Consider the following 18514-nt stretch of genomic DNA (forward strand, 5'->3'; position numbering starts at 1 on the left):
ACTCAGAGCAGCGCCTCGAAAGCCTCGCGCTCGGCGCGGCTCAGATGCAGGCCGTGCTTGGTTCGCCGATCGAGCACATCGGCCGCCGTCACGGCCCATTCGTGCTCGCGCAAGTAAGCAAGCTCGCGCTCGTAGAAGCTCCCGCCGAAATGGCGGCCGAGATCGTCGCGCTTTCGCGCGGGCCCGAGCAGGTCGCGCGCACAGCTGCCGTAGAGTCGCGCGTAATGCGCCACGACCTCGCGCGGCAGATCCTGGTACTCGACCGCGAGATCGTCGAGGAACTGATCGAACGACGCGCCGAGATCGCCGCCAGGCAAGCAGGCGCCCGACGTCCAGGCCGGCCCGAGGTGCGGAAACCACGGCGCGAGCCGTTCCATCGCGTGTTCAGCCAGCTTTCGAAAGGTCGTGATCTTGCCCCCGAAAATCGAGAGCAGCGGCGGCTGCTCGGCCGTGCCGTGGACCTCGAACACGTAGTCCCGCGTCACGGCGGAGGGATTGTCGGCGTTGTCGTCGTAGAGCGGGCGCACGCCGGAAAAGGCGTGGATGATATCCGCCTTGCCCGGCGCCGCGCGAAAATAGCGATCGAGCACCGCCAGCAGATAGTCGATCTCGCCGCCATCGATCGCGACGTCCTCGGCACGGCCGTCATGCACGATGTCGGTGGTGCCGATCAGCGCCAGATCCGTCTCATAGGGGTTGACGAAGATGACGCGGCGATCGGTGTTCTGCAGCAGATAGGCCTGCGAGCCGCTCCAGAATTTCGGCACCACGAGATGGCTGCCTTTGACGAGCCGCACATTGTGCGCCGAGTTGAGGCCGGCGACGCCCTGCACGACGTCCTGGACCCAGGGACCCGCGGCGTTCACCAGCGCCTTGGCGCGAACACTGCGCAGCTCGCCGCTCTCGGCGCGCATCTCCAGCCGCCAGCGATCGCCTTCGCGACGGGCGCTCACGGCGCGGGTGCGCGGCAGGATGACGGCGCCCTTGCGCGCGGCATCGACGAGGTTGAGGATCACGAGCCGGGCATCATCGACCCAGCAGTCCGAATATTCAAAGCCACGCCGGAACTCGGGCCGCAGCGGAGCCCCCTCCGGCTCGTGCGCAAGATCGACGTTGCGGCTCGCTGGCAGCTGCTTGCGGCCGCCGAGATGGTCGTAGAGAAACAGCCCGGTGCGCACCAGCCAGGCCGGCCGCTGCTCGGGCGAATGCGGCAGCACGAAGCGCATCGGCCAGATGATGTGCGGCGCCGAGGCCAGCAGCACCTCGCGCTCGATCAACGCCTCCCGCACCAGGCGAAACTCATAGTACTCGAGATAGCGCAGGCCGCCATGGATCAGCTTGCCCGATCGCGACGACGTGCCTTGGGCAAAGTCATCCTTCTCACACAGCAGCACGGTCAGGCCGCGGCCGGCGGCATCACGGGCGATACCAGCGCCATTGATGCCGCCGCCGATCACGGCGAGGTCCAACAAGCCGTCATCGGATCCGCTGCGTGAGACCGGTGCGTTCATCGCGTCGCGCTGCGCTTCGTCTCGGGCTTGCGGCCGGCCGCAGCCGCACGCGTTCTTGCGGTTGCCTTGCCAGGCATCTTCGCCGCCTTCTTGGCGGGCTTCGCAGCCTTGGCCTTCTCCTTCTTCGGGTCCTGCAGCCCGTAGGTCGAGAAGCCCTGCGCCGTCTCGGCGATCTCGGCATCGCCGAGGATGTGCGGCTGTCCCAGCGCGAGCGACAGATAATATTGCTTGGCGATGGTCTCGAGCTCCACCGCGAGCCACATCGCCTTGTCGAGATTGGCGCCGACGGCGATCATGCCGTGATTGGCGAGCAGGCAGCCATTGCGTCCCTCCAGCGCCTCGAGCGCCAGCTCGGACAGCTCCGCCGTGCCGAAGCGCGCATATCCGGCACAGCGGATGTCGGTGCCGCCGAACGCCGCCATCATGTAGTGGCAGGCCGGGATCGGCTTGCGCGCAATCGCAAGCACGGTGGCGTAGGTCGAATGCGTGTGCACGACCCCGCCGACGTCTGGACGCCCGCGCATGATGTCGAGATGAAACCGCCACTCCGTGGACGGCTTCAACGGGCCCTCCCAGGAGCCGTAGTCGCCGTCAAGTGGCATCGACGCGATCATCTCCGGCTTCATCGAATCGTAGGGCGTTGCCGACGGCGTGATCAGCATGCGGTCCTTGTAGCGGGCGGAGATGTTGCCCGATGTGCCTTGATTCAGGCCCGACGCGTTCATCCATCGGCACTTGGAGATGATGTTCTCGCGGAGTTGTCGTTCCTCGCGGTTCATGTCGAAAGCCTTTCGTCGTCAGCAGGGATTGAGCGGCGGCTCGCCGGCGAGATAGCGGCGAACCTCTTCGGCCGCCTGGTCGGCGGCAAAGGTGACGGTGCGCACCGAGGCGCCGGCGATGTGCGGCGTCAGCGTGACGTTCGGAAGCTGCAGCAGCGGCCAGTCCGGCGGCACCGGCTCGACCGCGAAGGTGTCGAGCATCGCGCCGGCCAGCCGTTGCGAGCTGAGCACCTCATAGAGCGCCTTGTAGTCGACCAGCGGGCCGCGCGCCGTATTGATCAGGATCGCACCCGGCTTGATCTTTTCCAGCGCCTCGCGATCGATGAAGCCGGTGGTCTCCGGGGTCACGCGCGCATGCAGGCTGATGACGTCCGCGCGCGACAAGAGCTCGGCCAGCGCGACGTGCTCGACGCCGTCATTGCGGTCCTGGGCGCTGAGCTGGACATAGGGGTCGGTGACCAGGATCTTGCAGCCGAACGCCTTCAGCAGCTTCACCACGCGGGTGCCGATCGCGCCATAGCCGACGATGCCGACGGTCATCTCGCCGAGCTCGCGCCCCGTCCGATCTGCACGATACAGATCGCCGCGCCACTCGCCACCTCGCATCGACTCGTGGCCGCTGCGGATCAGCCGGGTCTCCGCGAGCATCGCGCCGATGGTGAATTCCGCGACCGCGCTGGCGTTGCGCCCTGGCGTGTTGACCACGAGCACGCCGTGATCGCGCGCCGCCTGCATGTCGACGTTGACCGGGCCGCCGCGCGACACCGCGATGAATTTCAGGCGCGGCAGCCGCTGCAGCATCGCGCGCGAGATCGGCGCCAGATGCGTTACCAGCAGCGGCGCCTCGCCGATGAACTCCGCCAGCTCATCGGGATCGCCCATGAACTCCTTGAGTCCGTCGAGCTTGGAGCCGGCATAGCCATGCTCCATCGGCTCGTCCGGCCAGGGCTGCTCGAGCATGCGGATGTCGATGGCATCGCCGCAGATCGCGGTGATGCGTTCGGCGAACACCGAGGGCAGCATGAAGCGGTCGCCGATGATGGCGATGGAGCTAGACATGATTGGCACCTGCGCGCTGGGCCGCGAGCCGCTTCCACACCGGGCGCGCGGCGAGACGGGCATCGACATAGGCCGGAAACAGCTGCGCATAGCGTTCCGCCAGCGCCGCATCCGGCGCCTGCGGCTCATCCAAATACGGTCTCACCCACTCCTCCGCGCAACTCATCATGTTCGAATAGAGCCCGGTCGCGACAGCTGCAATCATCGCGGCACCCGAGGCGCCGGCTTCCTCGCGCCGGCAGACCCGGATGCTGCTGCCAACGGCGGCTCCCAGGATCGCACCGAGCGCGCGGCTGCGGGCCGCGCCGCCGGTCAGCCGGATTTCCGTCGGCAGCGGTCCCATCGCCGCGTAGCAGTCACGGGCGGCGAAGGCGAGCCCTTCCATCACCGCGCGCATCAGATCCCAATAGCCGTGCCGTGTGCGCAGCCCGATCAGCTGCGCCGACGCCTCGTGGGATACGAACGGGCCACGCTCTCCCGCATCGGAGATGAAGGGATGATAGAGCAACTCGCCAGCCTTCGCTGCGAGCACGCGCTCATCCAGCCGCCGGATCAGGTCGTTGCGCGACCGCGCGATGCCTTCCATCGCGAGCACGCCGCGCGCGACATCGAGCAGCCAGTCGATGTTCAGGGTCGCAGCCATCGTGGATTGCATCTGCGCGTAGTGGCCGGCCACCGGGAACGGCATCGTGTAGCCGGTCGCCTCGGCATTGAGCTTGACGTCATCAGCCGAGGTCGCCAGCCGCATGTGCATGCCTGTCGAGCCGATGATTGTGCAGCCGACATCCGGGCTGGGATCGTAGAGCCCGCCGCCGAGTGCGTTGCAGATCACATCGACATAGCCGAGCGAGACCGGAACGCCCTCGGGCAGCCCCGTCTCCGCCGCCGCCATCCCTGTCAAGCGATGCGTGGTGGCGACACCGTCGATCACATCGGGGAACAGACGCAGCGACTCGGAGATGCCGATCAGATCAGCCGCTTCGCCGTCGAAGCGGCGTTTGCGGAAATTGCCGCAAGAGAAGGTCGCCTCCGACGGATCGGTGGCGCGCACGCCGGTCAGCTTGAAGTACAGCCAGTCTTTGCAGTGAAACACCGTACTGGCGCGGCCGAGCATCTCCGCGCCATGCGCCTGCAGCCACGCGAGTTGCGGCCCCTGTTGACAGGCGTTGAGTCCCGATCCGGTCCGTTGATAGTGCGCGGCGTTACGCTCGCCGCCGCGGAAGGCTTCGACGAAGCGCGCCGCGCGCGAGTCGAGCCACAGCAAGGCCGGCGCGACGGGACGGCCGTCCGCGTCGATCAGCCAGGTGCCGTCGCCCTGCCCGGTCACGGCGATCGCAGCGACGCGGCGGGAGAGTTCCGGCAGTGCGGCACCGAGGCCGCGCAGGGCGGCCACGGTGTCGGTCCAGGTCCGCGCCATGTCCTGCTCGACGCGGCCGCCGGGCAAGGTCGCATAGCTGTTGGGTATCGCGAAGTCGCCGATCTGCCGGCCGTCCCGCGCGAACGCGACCGCCTTGATCACCGACGTCCCGGCGTCGATGCCGATGATCACATCGCGGGTCGCCGACGCCGCCATGCTCAGCGCGCCTCCGCATGGCGGACGCAGACGCCGTCCGCGCCGAAGATGTGCAGGTGACGCGCGTCCAGCGTACACGGCACGACGTCACCGGGCCGCGCCGCCACCTTGCCCTGGGTCACCGCGACCACGAGATGCCCGGCGCACTCGCCGGCGACATGCGACTGATCGCCGAGCCATTGGTTGGAGACGACACGCAGCCGCGACTCCCCAGTGCCGATCGCAATTCGCTGCGGCCGGATGCCGACCTTGATTTGCTGCGCTTGCGCCAACGTCTGTTGTGCCATCACGTCCAGCGTCTGGAGGGAGATATGGAAGGCAAGGTCCGAGCCCGCGGACAGGCGGAAGCCGCTCTCCTCCGGTGTCACCGCCGTGTCGAGCAGGTTCATCGGCGGCTCGCCGATGAAGCTCGCGACGAACAGATTGGCCGGACGATTCTTCAGCTCGCGCTCCCCGGCGAACTGCTGCAGCACGCCATCCTCCATGACCGCGATGCGATCGGCGAGCGCGCTCGCCTCGGTCTGGTCATGGGTGACGAAGATCGCGGTCATGCCGCGCTCCGCCAGCAGGCCCTTGATGCGGCCGCGCAGCACGGCGCGCAGTTGCGGCTCCAGCTGCCCCATCGGCTCGTCCAGGAGATACAGATCAGCGTCGCGCACCAGCGCCCGCGCCAGCGAGACGCGCTGCTGCTGTCCGCCCGAGAGCGCGCGCGGATGATGATCGAGAATGTCCTCGATCTCGACCAGGCGGGCAATCTCATCGACGCGCCGCGCGATCTCGGCGCGCGACAGCTGCTGCGCCTTCAGCGCGAACGCAATATTTTCGCGCACTGTGAGCGGCGGATACAACGAATAGCCTTCGAACGCCATCGCCACCTTGCGCTTGGCCGGCGGCAGATCGTGGATCGCCCGTTGCGCCAGGGCGATCGAGCCTGAGGTCACGCTCTCGAAGCCGGCGATCATGCGCAAGGTCGAGGTCTTGCCACAGCCGGACGAGCCGAGCAGCGCGACGATCTCGCCCTTCTTCACCTCCATGTCGAGCGCGCGCACGGCATGGACATCAGGCTTGCCGCGGCTGTGATAGATCTTGTCGACGTTGTGGATCGAAAGCATGTGACAATCCCTCACGCCGCCTGCCGCCGCGGCGGCGCACCGATGCGGTCTCCGGTCGCATGGTCGAACAGCAGCGCCGCCTCGGGCGCGAAGCGCACGAACACGTCCTCGTCGGCGCCGGCGTCCAGCGCCTCGGGCGCCAGCGCCGCCAGCCATTCGGAGCCATCCGCGAAGCGCAGCAGCACCACGGCCCGTTCGTGCAGCGGCGTGATGGCGACGATGCGGGCGGGGATCGCGCCCTCGCCGTCCTGGCGGGTCACCACGACATCGTCGGGCCGGACGCCGAGCCAGCAGCGCTCGCGCGCACCGGAGGGCACATCGTCCGCGTCGAGCCGGATCTGCGTGCCGGCGACGGCCGCGATCAGCCGGCCCTGCTCCGCGACCGGCGCGACCTCGGAGAGATTGATGCTGGGATCGCCGAACAGCCGCGCCACCGCGACCGAGGCCGGCCGCGCATAGATCTCCTCGGGCCGCGCCACCTGCACCAGGCGGCCGTCGATGAGCACGGCGATGCGATCGGCGATCGCCATCGCCTCGCGATAATCCTGCGTCACGTAGAGTACCGCCGCTGAGCTGCGGCGCAGCAGGCTCGGCAGCTCCAGCCGCATCTCGTAGCGCAGCTTGGCGTCGACGTTGCGCAGGGGATCGTCGAGCAGCAGCACCTCGGGATTGCCGATCAGCGCGCGCGCCAGCGCGGTGCGCTGCTTCTGGCCGTTGGACAATTCGCGCGGCCGGTGGCCGAGCACATGCTCGATCTTCAGCAGCCGGCTCATCTGCGTCACCTTGGCTGCAATGTCGCCCGCGCCACGCGCACGCAGCCCGCTGGCGATGTTGTCGCGCGCGCTCATATGCGGGAACAGCGCAAAATTCTGGAACGCCATGCCGATGCCGCGCTGCTCCGGCGGCGCATCCACGATCGAGTGGCCGCCCACCAGGATGTCCCCGGCGTCAGGCTCGAACATGCCGGCGATCATGCGCAGCAGCACGGTCTTGCCGCTGCCGGACGGACCGAACACCGCGACGATCTCGCCGGGCTCGACCGCGAGCGACACGTCCCTGGCGCAGCTGACAGCGCCGAAGCTCTTGCCGACGGATTTGAGTTCGAGACGCGCCATTCTTCCTCAACCCTTCACTGCACCGAGCGACAGGCCTTCGACCAGATAGCGCTGTGCGTAGAGCGCGAGCAGCAGGGTCGGCGTCACCGACAGCACGATCGCCGCGGCGATCTGCCCGTATTGGATGCCCGACGCGGTGACGAAGGCGAGCGCGCCGACCGTCACCGGCTGCTTGTCGGCCGAGGCCAGGATCAGCGCGAAGACGAAATTGTTCCAGCAGAAGATGAAGGACAAGAGACCCGCCGCCGCGATCCCCGGTCCCGCCAACGGGACCGCGATGCGGGTGAACGCCTCGCGCCAGGAATGCCCGGCCAACCGGTAGGCGTGCTCGATGTCAGGGCTGATGTCCTCGAAATAGCCGCGCACGATCCACAGGATCAACGGCAAGGCGATCAGCTGATAGACCCAGACGATGCCGAAATACGTGTCGTTCAGCCCGAGCTGCTGGTAGTACAGCGACAGCGGCAGCAGCACCAGCAGCGGCGGCGCGAAGCGGAACGACAGCAGCGTGAAGGCAATGGTCTCGCCGAGCTTGAACTTGAACCGCGCGAACGCATATGCGGCGGGCACGCCGAGCAGCAGCGCCAGGATCACCGACGCGCTCGACAGCACGAAGCTGTTCATCAGGTTGCGCATGAACTCGATCTGCAGATTGCCGGCCGCCGTCCGCAGCTGGCCCGAGATCAGCGCCTCGTAATTGGCGAGCGTCGGCTCGAACAGGATGCGCGGCGGAATGCGCAGGATCTGCTCGTTGGTCTGGAACGACATCAACAGGATCCAGACGATCGGAAACATGAAGAACACGAGCACCAGCGAAAGCGCGATGCCGCGGAAGATACGCCCGGCGAGACTGGAGTGATCCATCGGCGGCTCCCTCAGGCGTGACCGTGGGCGCGTGCGCGCAGCCGCAGCCAGTTCTTGATGAAGATGTTCGACAGGACGTTGGTGATCAGCCACAGGATCATCAGCAGCGCTGCCGACCGTCCAACATTGGTGTACTGGAAGAACTCCAGATAGGCCTGGACCTGGAACACCATCAGCCGGTCCCCTGGCCCGCCTTGCGTCATCGCATAGACGATGTCGAACTGCTGGATGGAATCGAGCAGCCGGAACAGCGACGCCGTGATGATGTAGGGCGCGAGCATCGGCAGGGTGATGCGGAAGAACACGAAGCTCGCCGGCACGCCATCGAGCGCCGCCGCCTCGAACGGCTGCCGCGGCAGCGAGCGCAGGCCGGCCAGCAGCAGGATCATGATGAAGGGGGTATAGACCCAGACATCGACCAGCACGACGGTGAACAGCGCGGTCGACGGGTCGGACGCCCATTTGAAGTCGTGCACGCCGAGGAGACCGACCAGATAGGACAGGATGCCGAAGCTCGGATTGGTCATCAGCTTCCACATCAGGGCCGCAATCGCCGGGGCCGTCATCAGCGGCAGCAGCAGCATGATCGAGACCGCGTTGTGGAAGCGCGTGGGGCGTCGCAGCAGCAGCGCGATGCCGAGGCCAAGCAGCAGTTCGGCGATGACCGTCACCGCGGTGTACACGAGCGAGATCCGCAGCGTGTTCCAGAACGCGGGATCGGACAGGAAGTCGATGTAATTGTCGACGCCGATGAAGCCGCGCAGATACGGCAAATTGAGCCGGTAGCGCTGCAGCGAATAGATCGCGGCAGTCACGAACGGCACCAGGATGGCGATGCAGACCAGCAGTGCCGGCAGGCTGAGCAGATAGGGCAGCAGCCGCCCGCGCCAGCGTTTCGTGCGGCGTGGCGTCGCCTCGGTCTCGACAAGTTGGGCCATGCTCATGACAGGCGTGATCACATCGTCGCGGGTATGGGGCCGGCCCGGACGCTTGTGGGGAGCGTCCGGACCGGTGGGCGGCCAGGGAGGTGCGGCGCGGCCTCAGCCGAGGCCGGCCTGCTTCAGCTGACGGTTGATGCTCTCGGCAAGCTTGTCGAGGCCCTCGTCAACAGTGATCTCCTTGGCCACCATCTTCTGCAGCGACGCCGCCCACTCCGTCGTGAGATCGAAGAACAGCGGCTGCGCCGTGAAGTAGATCTTGGCTCCAGGCGCCGAGAGGTCATGCTGCTCGAGATAGCCCGGATAGGACTTGGCGATGCGGTCACGGAATTCGCTGTCCTTCCACACGGAGGTGCGGACCGGATTGACGAAGTCCATCTTGCGCGCGCCGAACAAATCGTGCTCGACCGACGCCGCCCATTGCATGAAGATCCAGGCCGCGTCCTTCTGCTTGGAGAAGCTCGACATCGCCAGCGACCAGATCCAGACGTTCGGCGTCGGCGCCTTGGCGGCCGGATTGGCCGCGAACGGCGCATAGCCGAGATTGCCGCGCTCCTTGTTCTCGCCGCCATTCATGAAGTAGCCGAGAATGTCGGCATCGAAGATCATGCCGGAGGCACCGGCGCCGAGATCGGTGCCGACCTGGTACCAGGTGTAGGTCGACCAGTTCTTCGGACCCGAGCCCTGGATCATCTTGACCCATTTCTCGTGGAAGTCCTTCGAGGCCTTCGTGTTCATCGCGGCCTTGAGCTTGCCGCCCTCCATCACGAAGTCCTTCTGGCCGAAATTCGAATAGGCCGAGAGGAAGCCGGGATGGATGGTGGCCCAGGAGCGCGAGCCGCGCACGCCGACGCCATAGGGCCCGCCGGCGTCCTTGGTGATCTTGGCCGCGACCTCCAGCATCTCATCGAGATTGCCGGGCGGCTTGACGCCGACCTTGCTGAAGATGTTGCGGTTGTAAGTGATGTTGTTGAGCTCGTAGCCCCACGGAATGCACCACTGCTTGGCCTTGCCCGAGCCAAGCTCGGAGCCCGCGACGCCGTCCCACGCGGTCGAGGAGCGCAGGCCCGGCAGCACGTCATCCCAGGCGAAGGCCGGATTGGTCTTGGCGGGATCCTTGATGTAGGTGTTGAGGTCCTCGATCCAGCCAGCCGGACCATAGGTCCAGGTCATGTAGGCGCCGGTCATGAAAGCGTCGTACTGATCCGACTTTGACGAGAGCGCGGCAGTCACCTTGTCGAAATAGACGTCCTCCGGGAAGATGTCGTAGGTGACGTTCATGCCGGTCAGGCTCTTGAACGCCTCGATGTCGCCGATCATCGCATCGACGTAAGGGTGCTTGTTCAGCAGCAGCTTGACGGTCTTGCCGCTCTGGGCCTTCCAGTTGAAGTCCGCGGCCATGGCCTTGGACATCGCCGAGGCGAAGGCGGCATTGGCGGCGACGCCGGCGATGCCGAGCTTGGCGGCGCCGTCGAGCAGATCACGCCGGCTGATGCGCTTGCCGGCATAGGACGCAAAGAGATTCTTCTCACGATCGTACATTTCAACCCTCCCTTTGTCTTTGTTGGTGAGACGTAGTCGCGTTACCTGCCCTTCCGACTTTTGTTCTTGGAGTGACCGGATGTTTTCTCCGGCTTGTCGGTAGATAGTGCCTGAGCGGTCACCTCATCGATGATGAGGCCGTTCAGAAAGCCACTGCGCAGCACCGCGCGCAGCGCCGTGATCTTCGCCTCGCCGCCGCCGATGGCGACGATGCGGTGTTTCTTGAGATCGCTCGCCGCCATCGAGGTGGCGCGTGCGGAGAGGTCGAGATCGAGCAGCTCGCCGTCGGCGTTGAAGAAGTGGCCGAGCAGATCGGCGCAGGCGCCGGCGCGCTTGAGCTCGACGACCTCGTCGGGCTTGATCATGCCGCTCGACACCAGAAAGCCGTCGGCGTGGATCTGGCCGATGCCGACGAACAAGAGCGAGGCCTTCTGCGCCAGCGCGAACACGTCGGCGATGCCGAACTGCTGCATCAGCACGCGGCGATCAGCCACGGAGTTGGCAAACACCGGCACAGGTAGCAGATAGGCCTCGGCGCCGGTGCGCTCGGCGAGCCGATGGATCACGTCGAACGGATTGGCGGCGAATTTACGCGTCAGGCCGCCGAGCAGCGAGACGAACTGCACGTCGCGCGCCGGCGTCTGCGGCAGTTGCGCGACGACGGCCGCGAGCGTGCGGCCGTGGCCGACGCCGATGATCTTGTCGTCGCCGCGCTCGAGCACCTGCCGCAGGAAGCTCGCACCTTCCAGCGCCAGCGCCTTCAAGGGAAGATCGCCCTCGCCGAGATCCGGCGCGACGCGGCAGAAGTCGAGCCCGTAGCGGTCGGCGAGCGCATTCTCCAGCGCGACGCATTCGGCCACCGGCCCCTCGACGAACACGCGGATCATGCCCTCGCGGCTGGCACGCGCGATCAGGCGATGCGCCTTGGTGCTCTGGATGTTGAGACGGTCGGCGACCTCCGACTGCGTCAGTCCGGCAGCGAAATACAGCCACGCCGCGCGCGTCGCCAGCGAGGCCTCGCCGTCAATCATGGGCGCCCTGTCGGAAGCTGTCGTCACGCGCGAATGCCTGCTTGCAAAATTCTTCACACCTTGCAAAAAATTGCAGACGTCGATCCGGCCGTCAATCCCGAAAACGTGCTGCGGTGCGTCAGGGCGTGACGAGCCGGGCGAGCATCGGCATGCTCGCCCGATCGCAACGAGAAGAGGTCGCATGAGGGAGTTGTTTGTCGGGATCGACGTCGGAACCAGCGGCGTGCGCGCCTGCGCGACCGATGGCCGCGGCACGATTCAGGGCTCATCGGCCGTGCTGCTCGCCGCGCCCGTTCAGGACGGCGACGCGATCGAGCAGGATCCCGAGCTGTGGTGGCAGGCTGTTGTCGCGGCGCTCCATCAGCTCGGCGAGCGCGTCGATCTCGGCGCCGTCGCGCGGATCGCGGTCGACGGCACGTCGGGCACGCTGCTGCTGATCGACGCCGGCGGACGGCCCTGCTCGCCCGGCCTGATGTACAACGACGCGCGCGCGGTCCAGGAAGCGAGCCGCATCGCCGCCGTCGCACCACCTGAGAGCGGCGCGCATGGCACGAGCAGCCCGCTGGCGAAGCTCATGCGTCTGCTGTCCTCCACATCGGGCGCCGCGCGCGTCGTGCATCAGGCCGATTGGATCGCCGGACGGCTCGCCGGCCGCCACGGCGTCAGCGACGAGAACAACACGCTCAAGCTCGGCTACGACCCGGTGCAGCGCCGCTGGCCCAATTGGCTCGATCAGCTCGGCGTGCCGCGCGACATGCTGCCGACCGTTCTGGTTCCGGGCACACCTTTCGCCGAGGTCGATGCGGGGATCGCGCGTGCGCTCGGATTGTCCCGCTCTGCGCGCATCGTCGCCGGCACCACCGACGGTGTCGCCGCCTTCATCGCCACGGGCGCCGAGACCCCGGGCGACGCCGTGACCTCGCTCGGCACCACGTTGGTGCTGAAGCTGATCGCCACGCAGCCGATCTTTGCCGCGGACCAGGGCGTGTACTCGCACCGGCTCGGCGACAAATGGCTTGCCGGCGGCGCGTCGAACTCCGGCGGCGCCGCCCTGCTGGCGCACTTTACCGCCGACGACATGAAGCGCATGACCCCGTTGCTTCGCCCCGACGATCCCACCGGGCTCGACTACTATCCGCTGCCGAAGCCCGGCGAGCGTTTTCCGATCGCCGATCCCGCGCTGGCGCCGCGGATCGCGCCGCGGCCGGCCGAAGACCACCGCTTCTTCCAGGCGCTGCTCGAAGGCATCGCCTCCGTCGAGGCGCTGGCCTATCAACGTCTCCGGGCGCTCGGCGCGCCGGCGCTGCGGCGGGTGATCAGCATCGGCGGCGGCGCCCGGAATGCCGCGTGGACCGGGATCCGCACGCGCATCATCGGCGTGCCCGTGAGCGTCGCGACGCAGACCGAGGCGAGCTACGGCACCGCGCTGCTCGCCTTGCAGGGGCCGCCGCAATGACGGCCGCCGCCTGTGAGATCGATGGCCTGTCCGCCATCGCCGACCGGTTCGATCACGTGCTGCTCGACCAATGGGGCACGCTGCATGACGGCCGCATGGTGTTTCCGGCGGCGCACGACTGCGTCACCCGGCTTCGCGACGCGGGCAAGCACACGCTCGTGCTGTCGAACTCCGGCAAGCGGGCGGGCCCCAATGCCGAGCGCCTCGCCCAGCTCGGGCTGCCACGCGCGACCTATGACGGCATCCTGACATCGGGCGAAGTGACCTGGACGGGCCTGCGCGACCGCACGCGTGCGCCGTTCACCGATTGCGGCGACGCCTGCTTCCTGATCACGCGTGGCGGCGACTGCTCGCTGGTCGACGGGCTCGAGCTCGTCATCGTCAACGACACCCGCGACGCCGATTTCATCCTGCTCGGCGGGCTCGACGAGGACGTCGCCGAGCCCGACATCTGGCGCGACCTCTTCACACGCGCCGTCGGCCGGCAGGTGCCGATGATCTGCGCCAATCCCGACCTGATGATGTTCGGCGCAACCGGTCTCGTGCCGGCGCCGGGCACGCTCGCGCGTGCCTATGAGTGGCTCGGCGGCGCCGTGAGCTTCGTCGGCAAGCCGCACGAGCCGATCTTCGCGGCCGCGCTGGAGCAACTCGGCCGTCCTGATCCGCGCCGCGTGCTGATGATCGGCGACTCGCTCGACCACGACGTCGCCGGCGCCCGCGCGCTGGGGATGCAGACCCTGCTGCTCGCCGAGGGCGTGCATCGCACGACGCTCGGGGACGCGCCCGATTTGGCGGCCGCAACGCGCAAGCTCGCGGGCTCGGCCAGCCGCATGCCGACCTGGACGATGCAGCAGCTTGCCTGGTGACGAGGAGACGAGAGATGCGCGAGCCCGGAGATCTTCAAGCGCTGCGCGCGATGTCGGCGCGCGTCGGCCGCAACATGCTGCTGGTGCAGGGCGCCGGCGGCAACTCATCGGTGAAGGACGATGACGTGCTCTGGGTGAAGGCGTCGGGCACGTGGCTGTCAGATGCCAACGAGAAGGACATCTTCGTGCCGGTGCTGCTGCCGGCCGCGCGCGCGGCGCTCGCCGGTGATGACGAGCGCATTCCGCTGGCCGCTCCCGGTCCCTTGCGCGCATCGATCGAGACCTCGCTGCATGCGCTGATGCCGCATCGTGTCGTGCTGCATGTCCATGCCGTCAACACCATTGCCTGGGCGGCGCGCCGCGATGCCCGGGATGAGTTCGCGAGCAGGCTCGAGGGCCTCGCCTGGCGTCATCTGGACTACTTCCATCCCGGCCTGCCGCTGGCACGCGCGGTCGGCGCCATCGTGGCGCAGGAACGCATCGACGTGCTGATCCTCGGCAATCACGGCCTCGTCGTCGGCGCAGAGACTTGCGAGCAGGCCGAAGCGCTGGTGCACGATGTGGAGACCAGGCTGGCGCTGCCGGTGCGCACCACGCCCCCGGCTGACGAAGATGGGTTGCACCGTCTCTGCGCCGGCACCGACTATCGCCTGCCGCATGATGCCGAGAGCCACGGCATCGCCACCGATCCCTACAGCCGCGCCATAGCGACCGGCGGATCGCTGTATCCGGATCACGTCGTCTTCCTCGGCCCGGGCCTGCCGACGGTCGAGGGCGCCGACGGCCTCGCCACATTGCTCGCGCGGGCACAGGCGAGTGGCCTGCCCGCGCCGATCGCTGCGCTGGTGCCGGGCCTTGGCGCCGTCATCCGCAGCGACGCCAGTCCCGGCGCGGAGGCGATGCTGAGCTGCCTCGCGCTCGTGACCAGCCGCCTGCCGCTCTCAGCCGAGATCAGCTATCTCTCATCCCAGCACGAGCAGATGCTGCTCAACTGGGATGCCGAGCGCTACCGCCAGCAAGTGACGGCAAGCCGGGGGTAGATGGCCTGCGTCGGGGCTCGGATCAGCCGACGCGATCACCGGCCTCATTCGGCCGGATAGGCCTCCGGATCGGGGCTGCTGCTGGGCTTCTTGAACGCGGCCCGCAATGCGGCCGGGATCGGGTAGTTGAAGTTGATTCCGGTCGGCGGAACCGGGGATTCGAACCACGTCTTGTAGAGCTTTTCGATCTCCGGGCTCCGATAGAGCGCGGCCGTGACGCGGTCGGCGAGCGCCTTGAATGGGGCATCGTCCTTGCGCAGCATGATGCCGAACGGCTCGGCCTTGGAGAAGGCATCATCGCTGATGACATAGGCCGCCGGTTCCTTGGAGCGTGCGATCGCAACCGCAAGCTGGACGTCATCGAGCACATAGGCCTGCGCCCGGTCGGTCTCCAGCATCAGGAAAGCCTCGGCCTGGTCCTTGGCGGGAACGATGGTGATGCCGAGCTTGCGCTCGACATTGACCTTGTTCAACTGCGAGATGTTGGTCGACCCGGCGATCGCAACGGCCGTCTTGCCCTTCAGATCGTCGATCCGCCGCAGTGAGCTCGAGGCCTTGGCAGCGAAACGCGTTGCGCTGAGAAAATGCGTGTTGGTGAAGGTGACGAGCTTCTGGCGCTCCGCGTTGTTGGTGGTCGAGGCGCACAGAAGGTCGATGGTGCCGTTGGTCATCAGCGGAATGCGGGTGGACGAGGTGACCGGAACGGTCTCGACCACGAGGTTGGGCAGCCCGAGGTCCCGCTTCACGGCGTCGGCGATCCGCGCGCAGATGTCGAGCGCATAGCCCACCGGCTTCTGGTTGCCATCGAGATAGCTGAACGGGACCGAGGACTCCTGGAAGCCGACCGCAATCCTGCCGGTCTCTTTGATCTTCTGCAGCGTGCCGCTCAATTCCTCGGCACCCGCGGTATTCGCCGCCAGAACCAGTGCCACTACACATCCCCATCGGCGCATCGAAACCTCTCCTTGTCGTCATGCCTGGCGTGTCGTATCCGGACAGCAGACTCGCTTCGGCCGATTGCGATGAAAAGGGATAAAAACGCTCCAACATGCATTCCGAAAAGTGATGCCATCCGGAGGACGCTTAGCCCTGGAGCTGCCGGCTGAAGTCGCAGGTCTTGCGCGCCAGCTCGGCGACAACGGCCGTCAGCGCCGAGGGCCTGTCGTTGCGGTACATCGCCGAATACGGCACGGCCGGGAGCGCCGGCCGGACCGGAACCATCGAGAGCTTCCCCTCGGCGAACAGCGGCCGGAAACAGCGTCGCGGAAGGTAGCTGATGCCGAGGCCGGCGACGGCGAGTCCGACGAGAGCCGTGAGGTTGTCGACCGAGATCGCGCGCTTGAACGCGACACCGTTCGCCGTGAGCCATCTGTTGATGTAGAGCCCCTGCCCCGAGCGACGGCCCTGCATCAGCAGCGTGTACTCGCCGAGCTCCTCGAATCCGAGAGACCGACGCGACCGCACCAGACCGGGCCGCGCGGTCCAGACGTTCTGGACCTCGGCAAGCCTGACCGAGGTCACCTCCGGGTCCGAAAACACGTCCGGAATCACGATAAGGTCGACACTCCCCTCGATCAGGCGATCGTAGAGCGTGCGGGAGGTATCCACCTCGGGCTCGATCACCACGGCCGGATGCTCCTCCCGTATCGCCGAGACCAGGCGCGGCAACCAGGTCAGCGCCGACAGTTCGGTGGTGCCGAGGCGCAACCGGCGCGCCGGGGGCTGCCGTCCGTCCTTCAGCTCGAGGATCTGCCCCTGCAGCGTCAGCATCTGCCGGCCCAGTGCGAGGATCTCCTCGCCGCGCTCGGTCAGGCGCGCGCCGCGCTGGCTGCGGTCGAACAGCGGAACCCGCGCCGACGCTTCCAACTCCTGGACGCGTTTGGAGATCGCGGATTGCGTCGTGTTGAGCTTTGCCGCGGCGCGCTCGAATGTGCCGAGCTCCACGATCCAGTGCAAAGCCTCGAGCTGCTTCAGCGTGATCATCTGACATTCTCAAAAGCGATGGGATGGCATCGTCATTTATCTGTTTTCTGGATCTCGCGCGAGTCCTACACCAGCGCCCGCGCCGCCGTCGGCGGCGCGCATCATTATCGAGGGGAGCGACAATGAGTGGGAACGAACAGCGGCCGGTTGCGACCATCGATCCCGGGCTGATCGCGCCCTTCAGGCAGATCCCGACGGCCGTGATCAGCGACAATCTGCAGCGCCTGCCCGGAGCGACTAGCCTGAAGCCGTTCTACAAGGGACCGCCCATGGCCGGGATAGCGCTCACGGTCAACACCGCGGCGGGAGACAACCTGTTCGTCCATCGCGCGCTCGATATGATCAAGCCCGGCGAGGTGCTCGTGATCAATGGCGGCGGCGACGAGACGCGCGCCCTCGTCGGCGAGATCATCGCCGCGATCGCCGAGCAGCGCGGCGCGGCCGGAATCGTGCTCGACGGCGCCATCCGCGACTCAGCTGTGCTGATGACGTCACCGTTTCCCGTGTTCGCTCGCACCGCCAATCATCGCGGCCCCTACAAGAACGGACCGGGCGCCATCAACGAGCCGGTCTCGATCGGCGGCATGGTGGTTGCGCCAGGCGACATCGTGGTGGGCGATGCCGACGGCGTCGTCGCCTTCGCGCCGGAGCGCGCATCGCATCTGCTGGAGATGGCGCGGGCGCAGGAGCAGCGCGAGGCGGAGATCCTGGCAAGCATCCGCGCGGGACGCTACCAGGGCGCCTACGGAAAGTAGCCGCGCACGGCTGCAGCCGGTCCCCTGCGATGCCATCCGACCATTCCCGCGGCCACCTTCTCTCCGAACTACGGCGAAAAGCGGGGCGTGTCATACTGGGCGAGCCGCCGCGGCTCGACTCAAACTCGCACGATGCCGCCATAAGCTCGAAGCCCAACCGCGGGAAGTGGATGTGGAGATCGCCGGTTTTCGCATCATGCCGATGGATCACGATCTCGCTCGCATCGGCCGCGACGGTTGACGCGGATACCGGCACGCGCGCGCCGCGGCCGTTGCTGATACCGCTGACGGGCGGCTACGGGCGCATTCCGGAGGCAAGCTAACGCGCGCCGCGGCGGGGCCAGGGATTGCGCAGCCGGCGAGGCCCGTTTCGCGGCGGGATTCTCAACCTTCATGATGAGGAGCACCGGCTTCGGCGCGTCTCGAACCAAGAGGCCCCGGTGAGCGCCGAGCCATATGCGATAGCGCTGCCTGCCCGACGGGCAGCTCAGGCTCGCATGCCGGCGTCTTGCTGCGCAAGCAAGGCTGCACCAGGCGCCCGAGACCGTGCGCCAAAAAGCTCATTTCCCCTGTGGGCTCAAGCACATCACCTCTGTCCAGTCCTCCGGCCGAAAATGTTTCTGTTTCGCTTTCGGCGAAATCATGATTGGATGCCCCCGTCCCGCCTCGCCAAGAGGGGCGCATCGCGATCGTCACGACGCGCGGGTGTGGGATGCGGTGGGTGTGTCGGCTCGCAGCATGGCGATGCGTCATGCGGACGAACGAGCTCGATGCGCCGGCGAAATCGTAGGGTCCTGGCCTCCCGACGCCGAGGCCAAGCGGATGGTGATGATCCGTCCGTGACGGGGGCAATCAAGCCGGTCCCCGGGGAGAGGACGTATAAGCCGCCC

Annotated in this window: 16 protein-coding genes; 4 read left to right on the forward strand and 12 right to left on the reverse strand. The window is 67.0% G+C overall.

Going from position 1 to position 18514, the window contains the following annotated elements:
* Positions 1–2: 2 nt before the first annotated feature.
* The 10 genes from BRAO375_RS15925 to BRAO375_RS15970 form a co-directional block, all read right to left on the reverse strand.
* Positions 3–1511 (reverse strand): glycerol-3-phosphate dehydrogenase, encoded by a 1509-nt coding sequence (locus BRAO375_RS15925; RefSeq protein WP_009028489.1) that lies wholly within the window; start codon positions 1509–1511, stop codon positions 3–5.
* Positions 1508–2290, reverse strand: coding sequence for a class II aldolase/adducin family protein (locus BRAO375_RS15930; protein ID WP_035640578.1), 783 nt, complete (start codon positions 2288–2290; stop codon positions 1508–1510). The genes BRAO375_RS15925 and BRAO375_RS15930 overlap by 4 nt, the downstream gene beginning before the upstream one ends.
* Positions 2291–2308: 18 nt before the next feature.
* Complete coding sequence (locus BRAO375_RS15935; protein WP_009028491.1) at positions 2309–3349, reverse strand: 2-hydroxyacid dehydrogenase; 1041 nt, start codon at positions 3347–3349, stop codon at positions 2309–2311.
* On the reverse strand, positions 3342–4922 hold the full coding sequence (locus tag BRAO375_RS15940) for an FGGY-family carbohydrate kinase (protein ID WP_009028492.1): 1581 nt from the start codon (positions 4920–4922) through the stop codon (positions 3342–3344). The genes BRAO375_RS15935 and BRAO375_RS15940 overlap by 8 nt, the downstream gene beginning before the upstream one ends.
* A 2-nt stretch (positions 4923–4924) precedes the next feature.
* The gene (locus BRAO375_RS15945; RefSeq protein WP_009028493.1) at positions 4925–6034 is read right to left on the reverse strand and encodes an ABC transporter ATP-binding protein; all 1110 of its coding nucleotides are present in this window, start codon (positions 6032–6034) and stop codon (positions 4925–4927) included.
* Positions 6035–6045: 11 nt separating this feature from the next.
* Positions 6046–7149, reverse strand: coding sequence for an ABC transporter ATP-binding protein (locus BRAO375_RS15950; protein WP_009028494.1), 1104 nt, complete (start codon positions 7147–7149; stop codon positions 6046–6048).
* A 6-nt stretch (positions 7150–7155) separates the two neighbouring features.
* On the reverse strand, positions 7156–8013 hold the full coding sequence (locus tag BRAO375_RS15955; protein WP_009028495.1) for a carbohydrate ABC transporter permease: 858 nt from the start codon (positions 8011–8013) through the stop codon (positions 7156–7158).
* A gap of 11 nt (positions 8014–8024) precedes the next feature.
* Positions 8025–8951, reverse strand: coding sequence for a carbohydrate ABC transporter permease (locus BRAO375_RS15960; RefSeq protein ID WP_175345325.1), 927 nt, complete (start codon positions 8949–8951; stop codon positions 8025–8027).
* A gap of 102 nt (positions 8952–9053) precedes the next feature.
* The gene (locus BRAO375_RS15965) at positions 9054–10493 is read right to left on the reverse strand and encodes an extracellular solute-binding protein (protein ID WP_009028497.1); all 1440 of its coding nucleotides are present in this window, start codon (positions 10491–10493) and stop codon (positions 9054–9056) included.
* Between the two features lie 41 nt (positions 10494–10534).
* Positions 10535–11524 carry a sugar-binding transcriptional regulator gene (locus BRAO375_RS15970; protein WP_035640580.1) on the reverse strand — a complete coding sequence of 330 codons (990 nt, stop codon included), beginning with the start codon at positions 11522–11524 and terminating at the stop codon, positions 10535–10537.
* A 181-nt stretch (positions 11525–11705) separates the two neighbouring features.
* On the opposite strand from BRAO375_RS15970, the gene BRAO375_RS15975 reads away from it, so the two are divergent.
* The 3 genes from BRAO375_RS15975 to BRAO375_RS15985 are packed head-to-tail and all read left to right on the forward strand — an operon-like array spanning position 11706 to position 14886.
* Positions 11706–12980: an FGGY-family carbohydrate kinase gene (locus BRAO375_RS15975; RefSeq protein ID WP_009028499.1), complete on the forward strand. Its 1275-nt coding sequence runs from the start codon at positions 11706–11708 to the stop codon at positions 12978–12980.
* Positions 12977–13846 carry a TIGR01459 family HAD-type hydrolase gene (locus BRAO375_RS15980; protein ID WP_009028500.1) on the forward strand — a complete coding sequence of 290 codons (870 nt, stop codon included), beginning with the start codon at positions 12977–12979 and terminating at the stop codon, positions 13844–13846. The genes BRAO375_RS15975 and BRAO375_RS15980 overlap by 4 nt, the downstream gene beginning before the upstream one ends.
* Before the next feature lie 14 nt (positions 13847–13860).
* Positions 13861–14886, forward strand: a complete 1026-nt coding sequence (locus BRAO375_RS15985) for a class II aldolase/adducin family protein (protein ID WP_009028501.1) — start codon at positions 13861–13863, stop codon at positions 14884–14886.
* A 44-nt stretch (positions 14887–14930) separates the two neighbouring features.
* Here BRAO375_RS15985 and BRAO375_RS15990 read toward each other — a convergent pair whose 3' ends face one another.
* Positions 14931–15839, reverse strand: a complete 909-nt coding sequence (locus tag BRAO375_RS15990) for an amino acid ABC transporter substrate-binding protein (RefSeq protein WP_035640583.1) — start codon at positions 15837–15839, stop codon at positions 14931–14933.
* A gap of 130 nt (positions 15840–15969) precedes the next feature.
* Positions 15970–16869, reverse strand: coding sequence for a LysR family transcriptional regulator (locus BRAO375_RS15995; RefSeq protein ID WP_009028503.1), 900 nt, complete (start codon positions 16867–16869; stop codon positions 15970–15972).
* A gap of 122 nt (positions 16870–16991) precedes the next feature.
* On the opposite strand from BRAO375_RS15995, the gene BRAO375_RS16000 reads away from it, so the two are divergent.
* Entirely contained in the window at positions 16992–17624 is a 633-nt protein-coding gene (locus tag BRAO375_RS16000; RefSeq protein ID WP_009028504.1) for an RraA family protein, read from the forward strand.
* Positions 17625–18514 lie beyond the last annotated feature (890 nt).

This window comes from Bradyrhizobium sp. ORS 375 (assembly GCF_000239775.1).
Classification (GTDB): domain Bacteria; phylum Pseudomonadota; class Alphaproteobacteria; order Rhizobiales; family Xanthobacteraceae; genus Bradyrhizobium.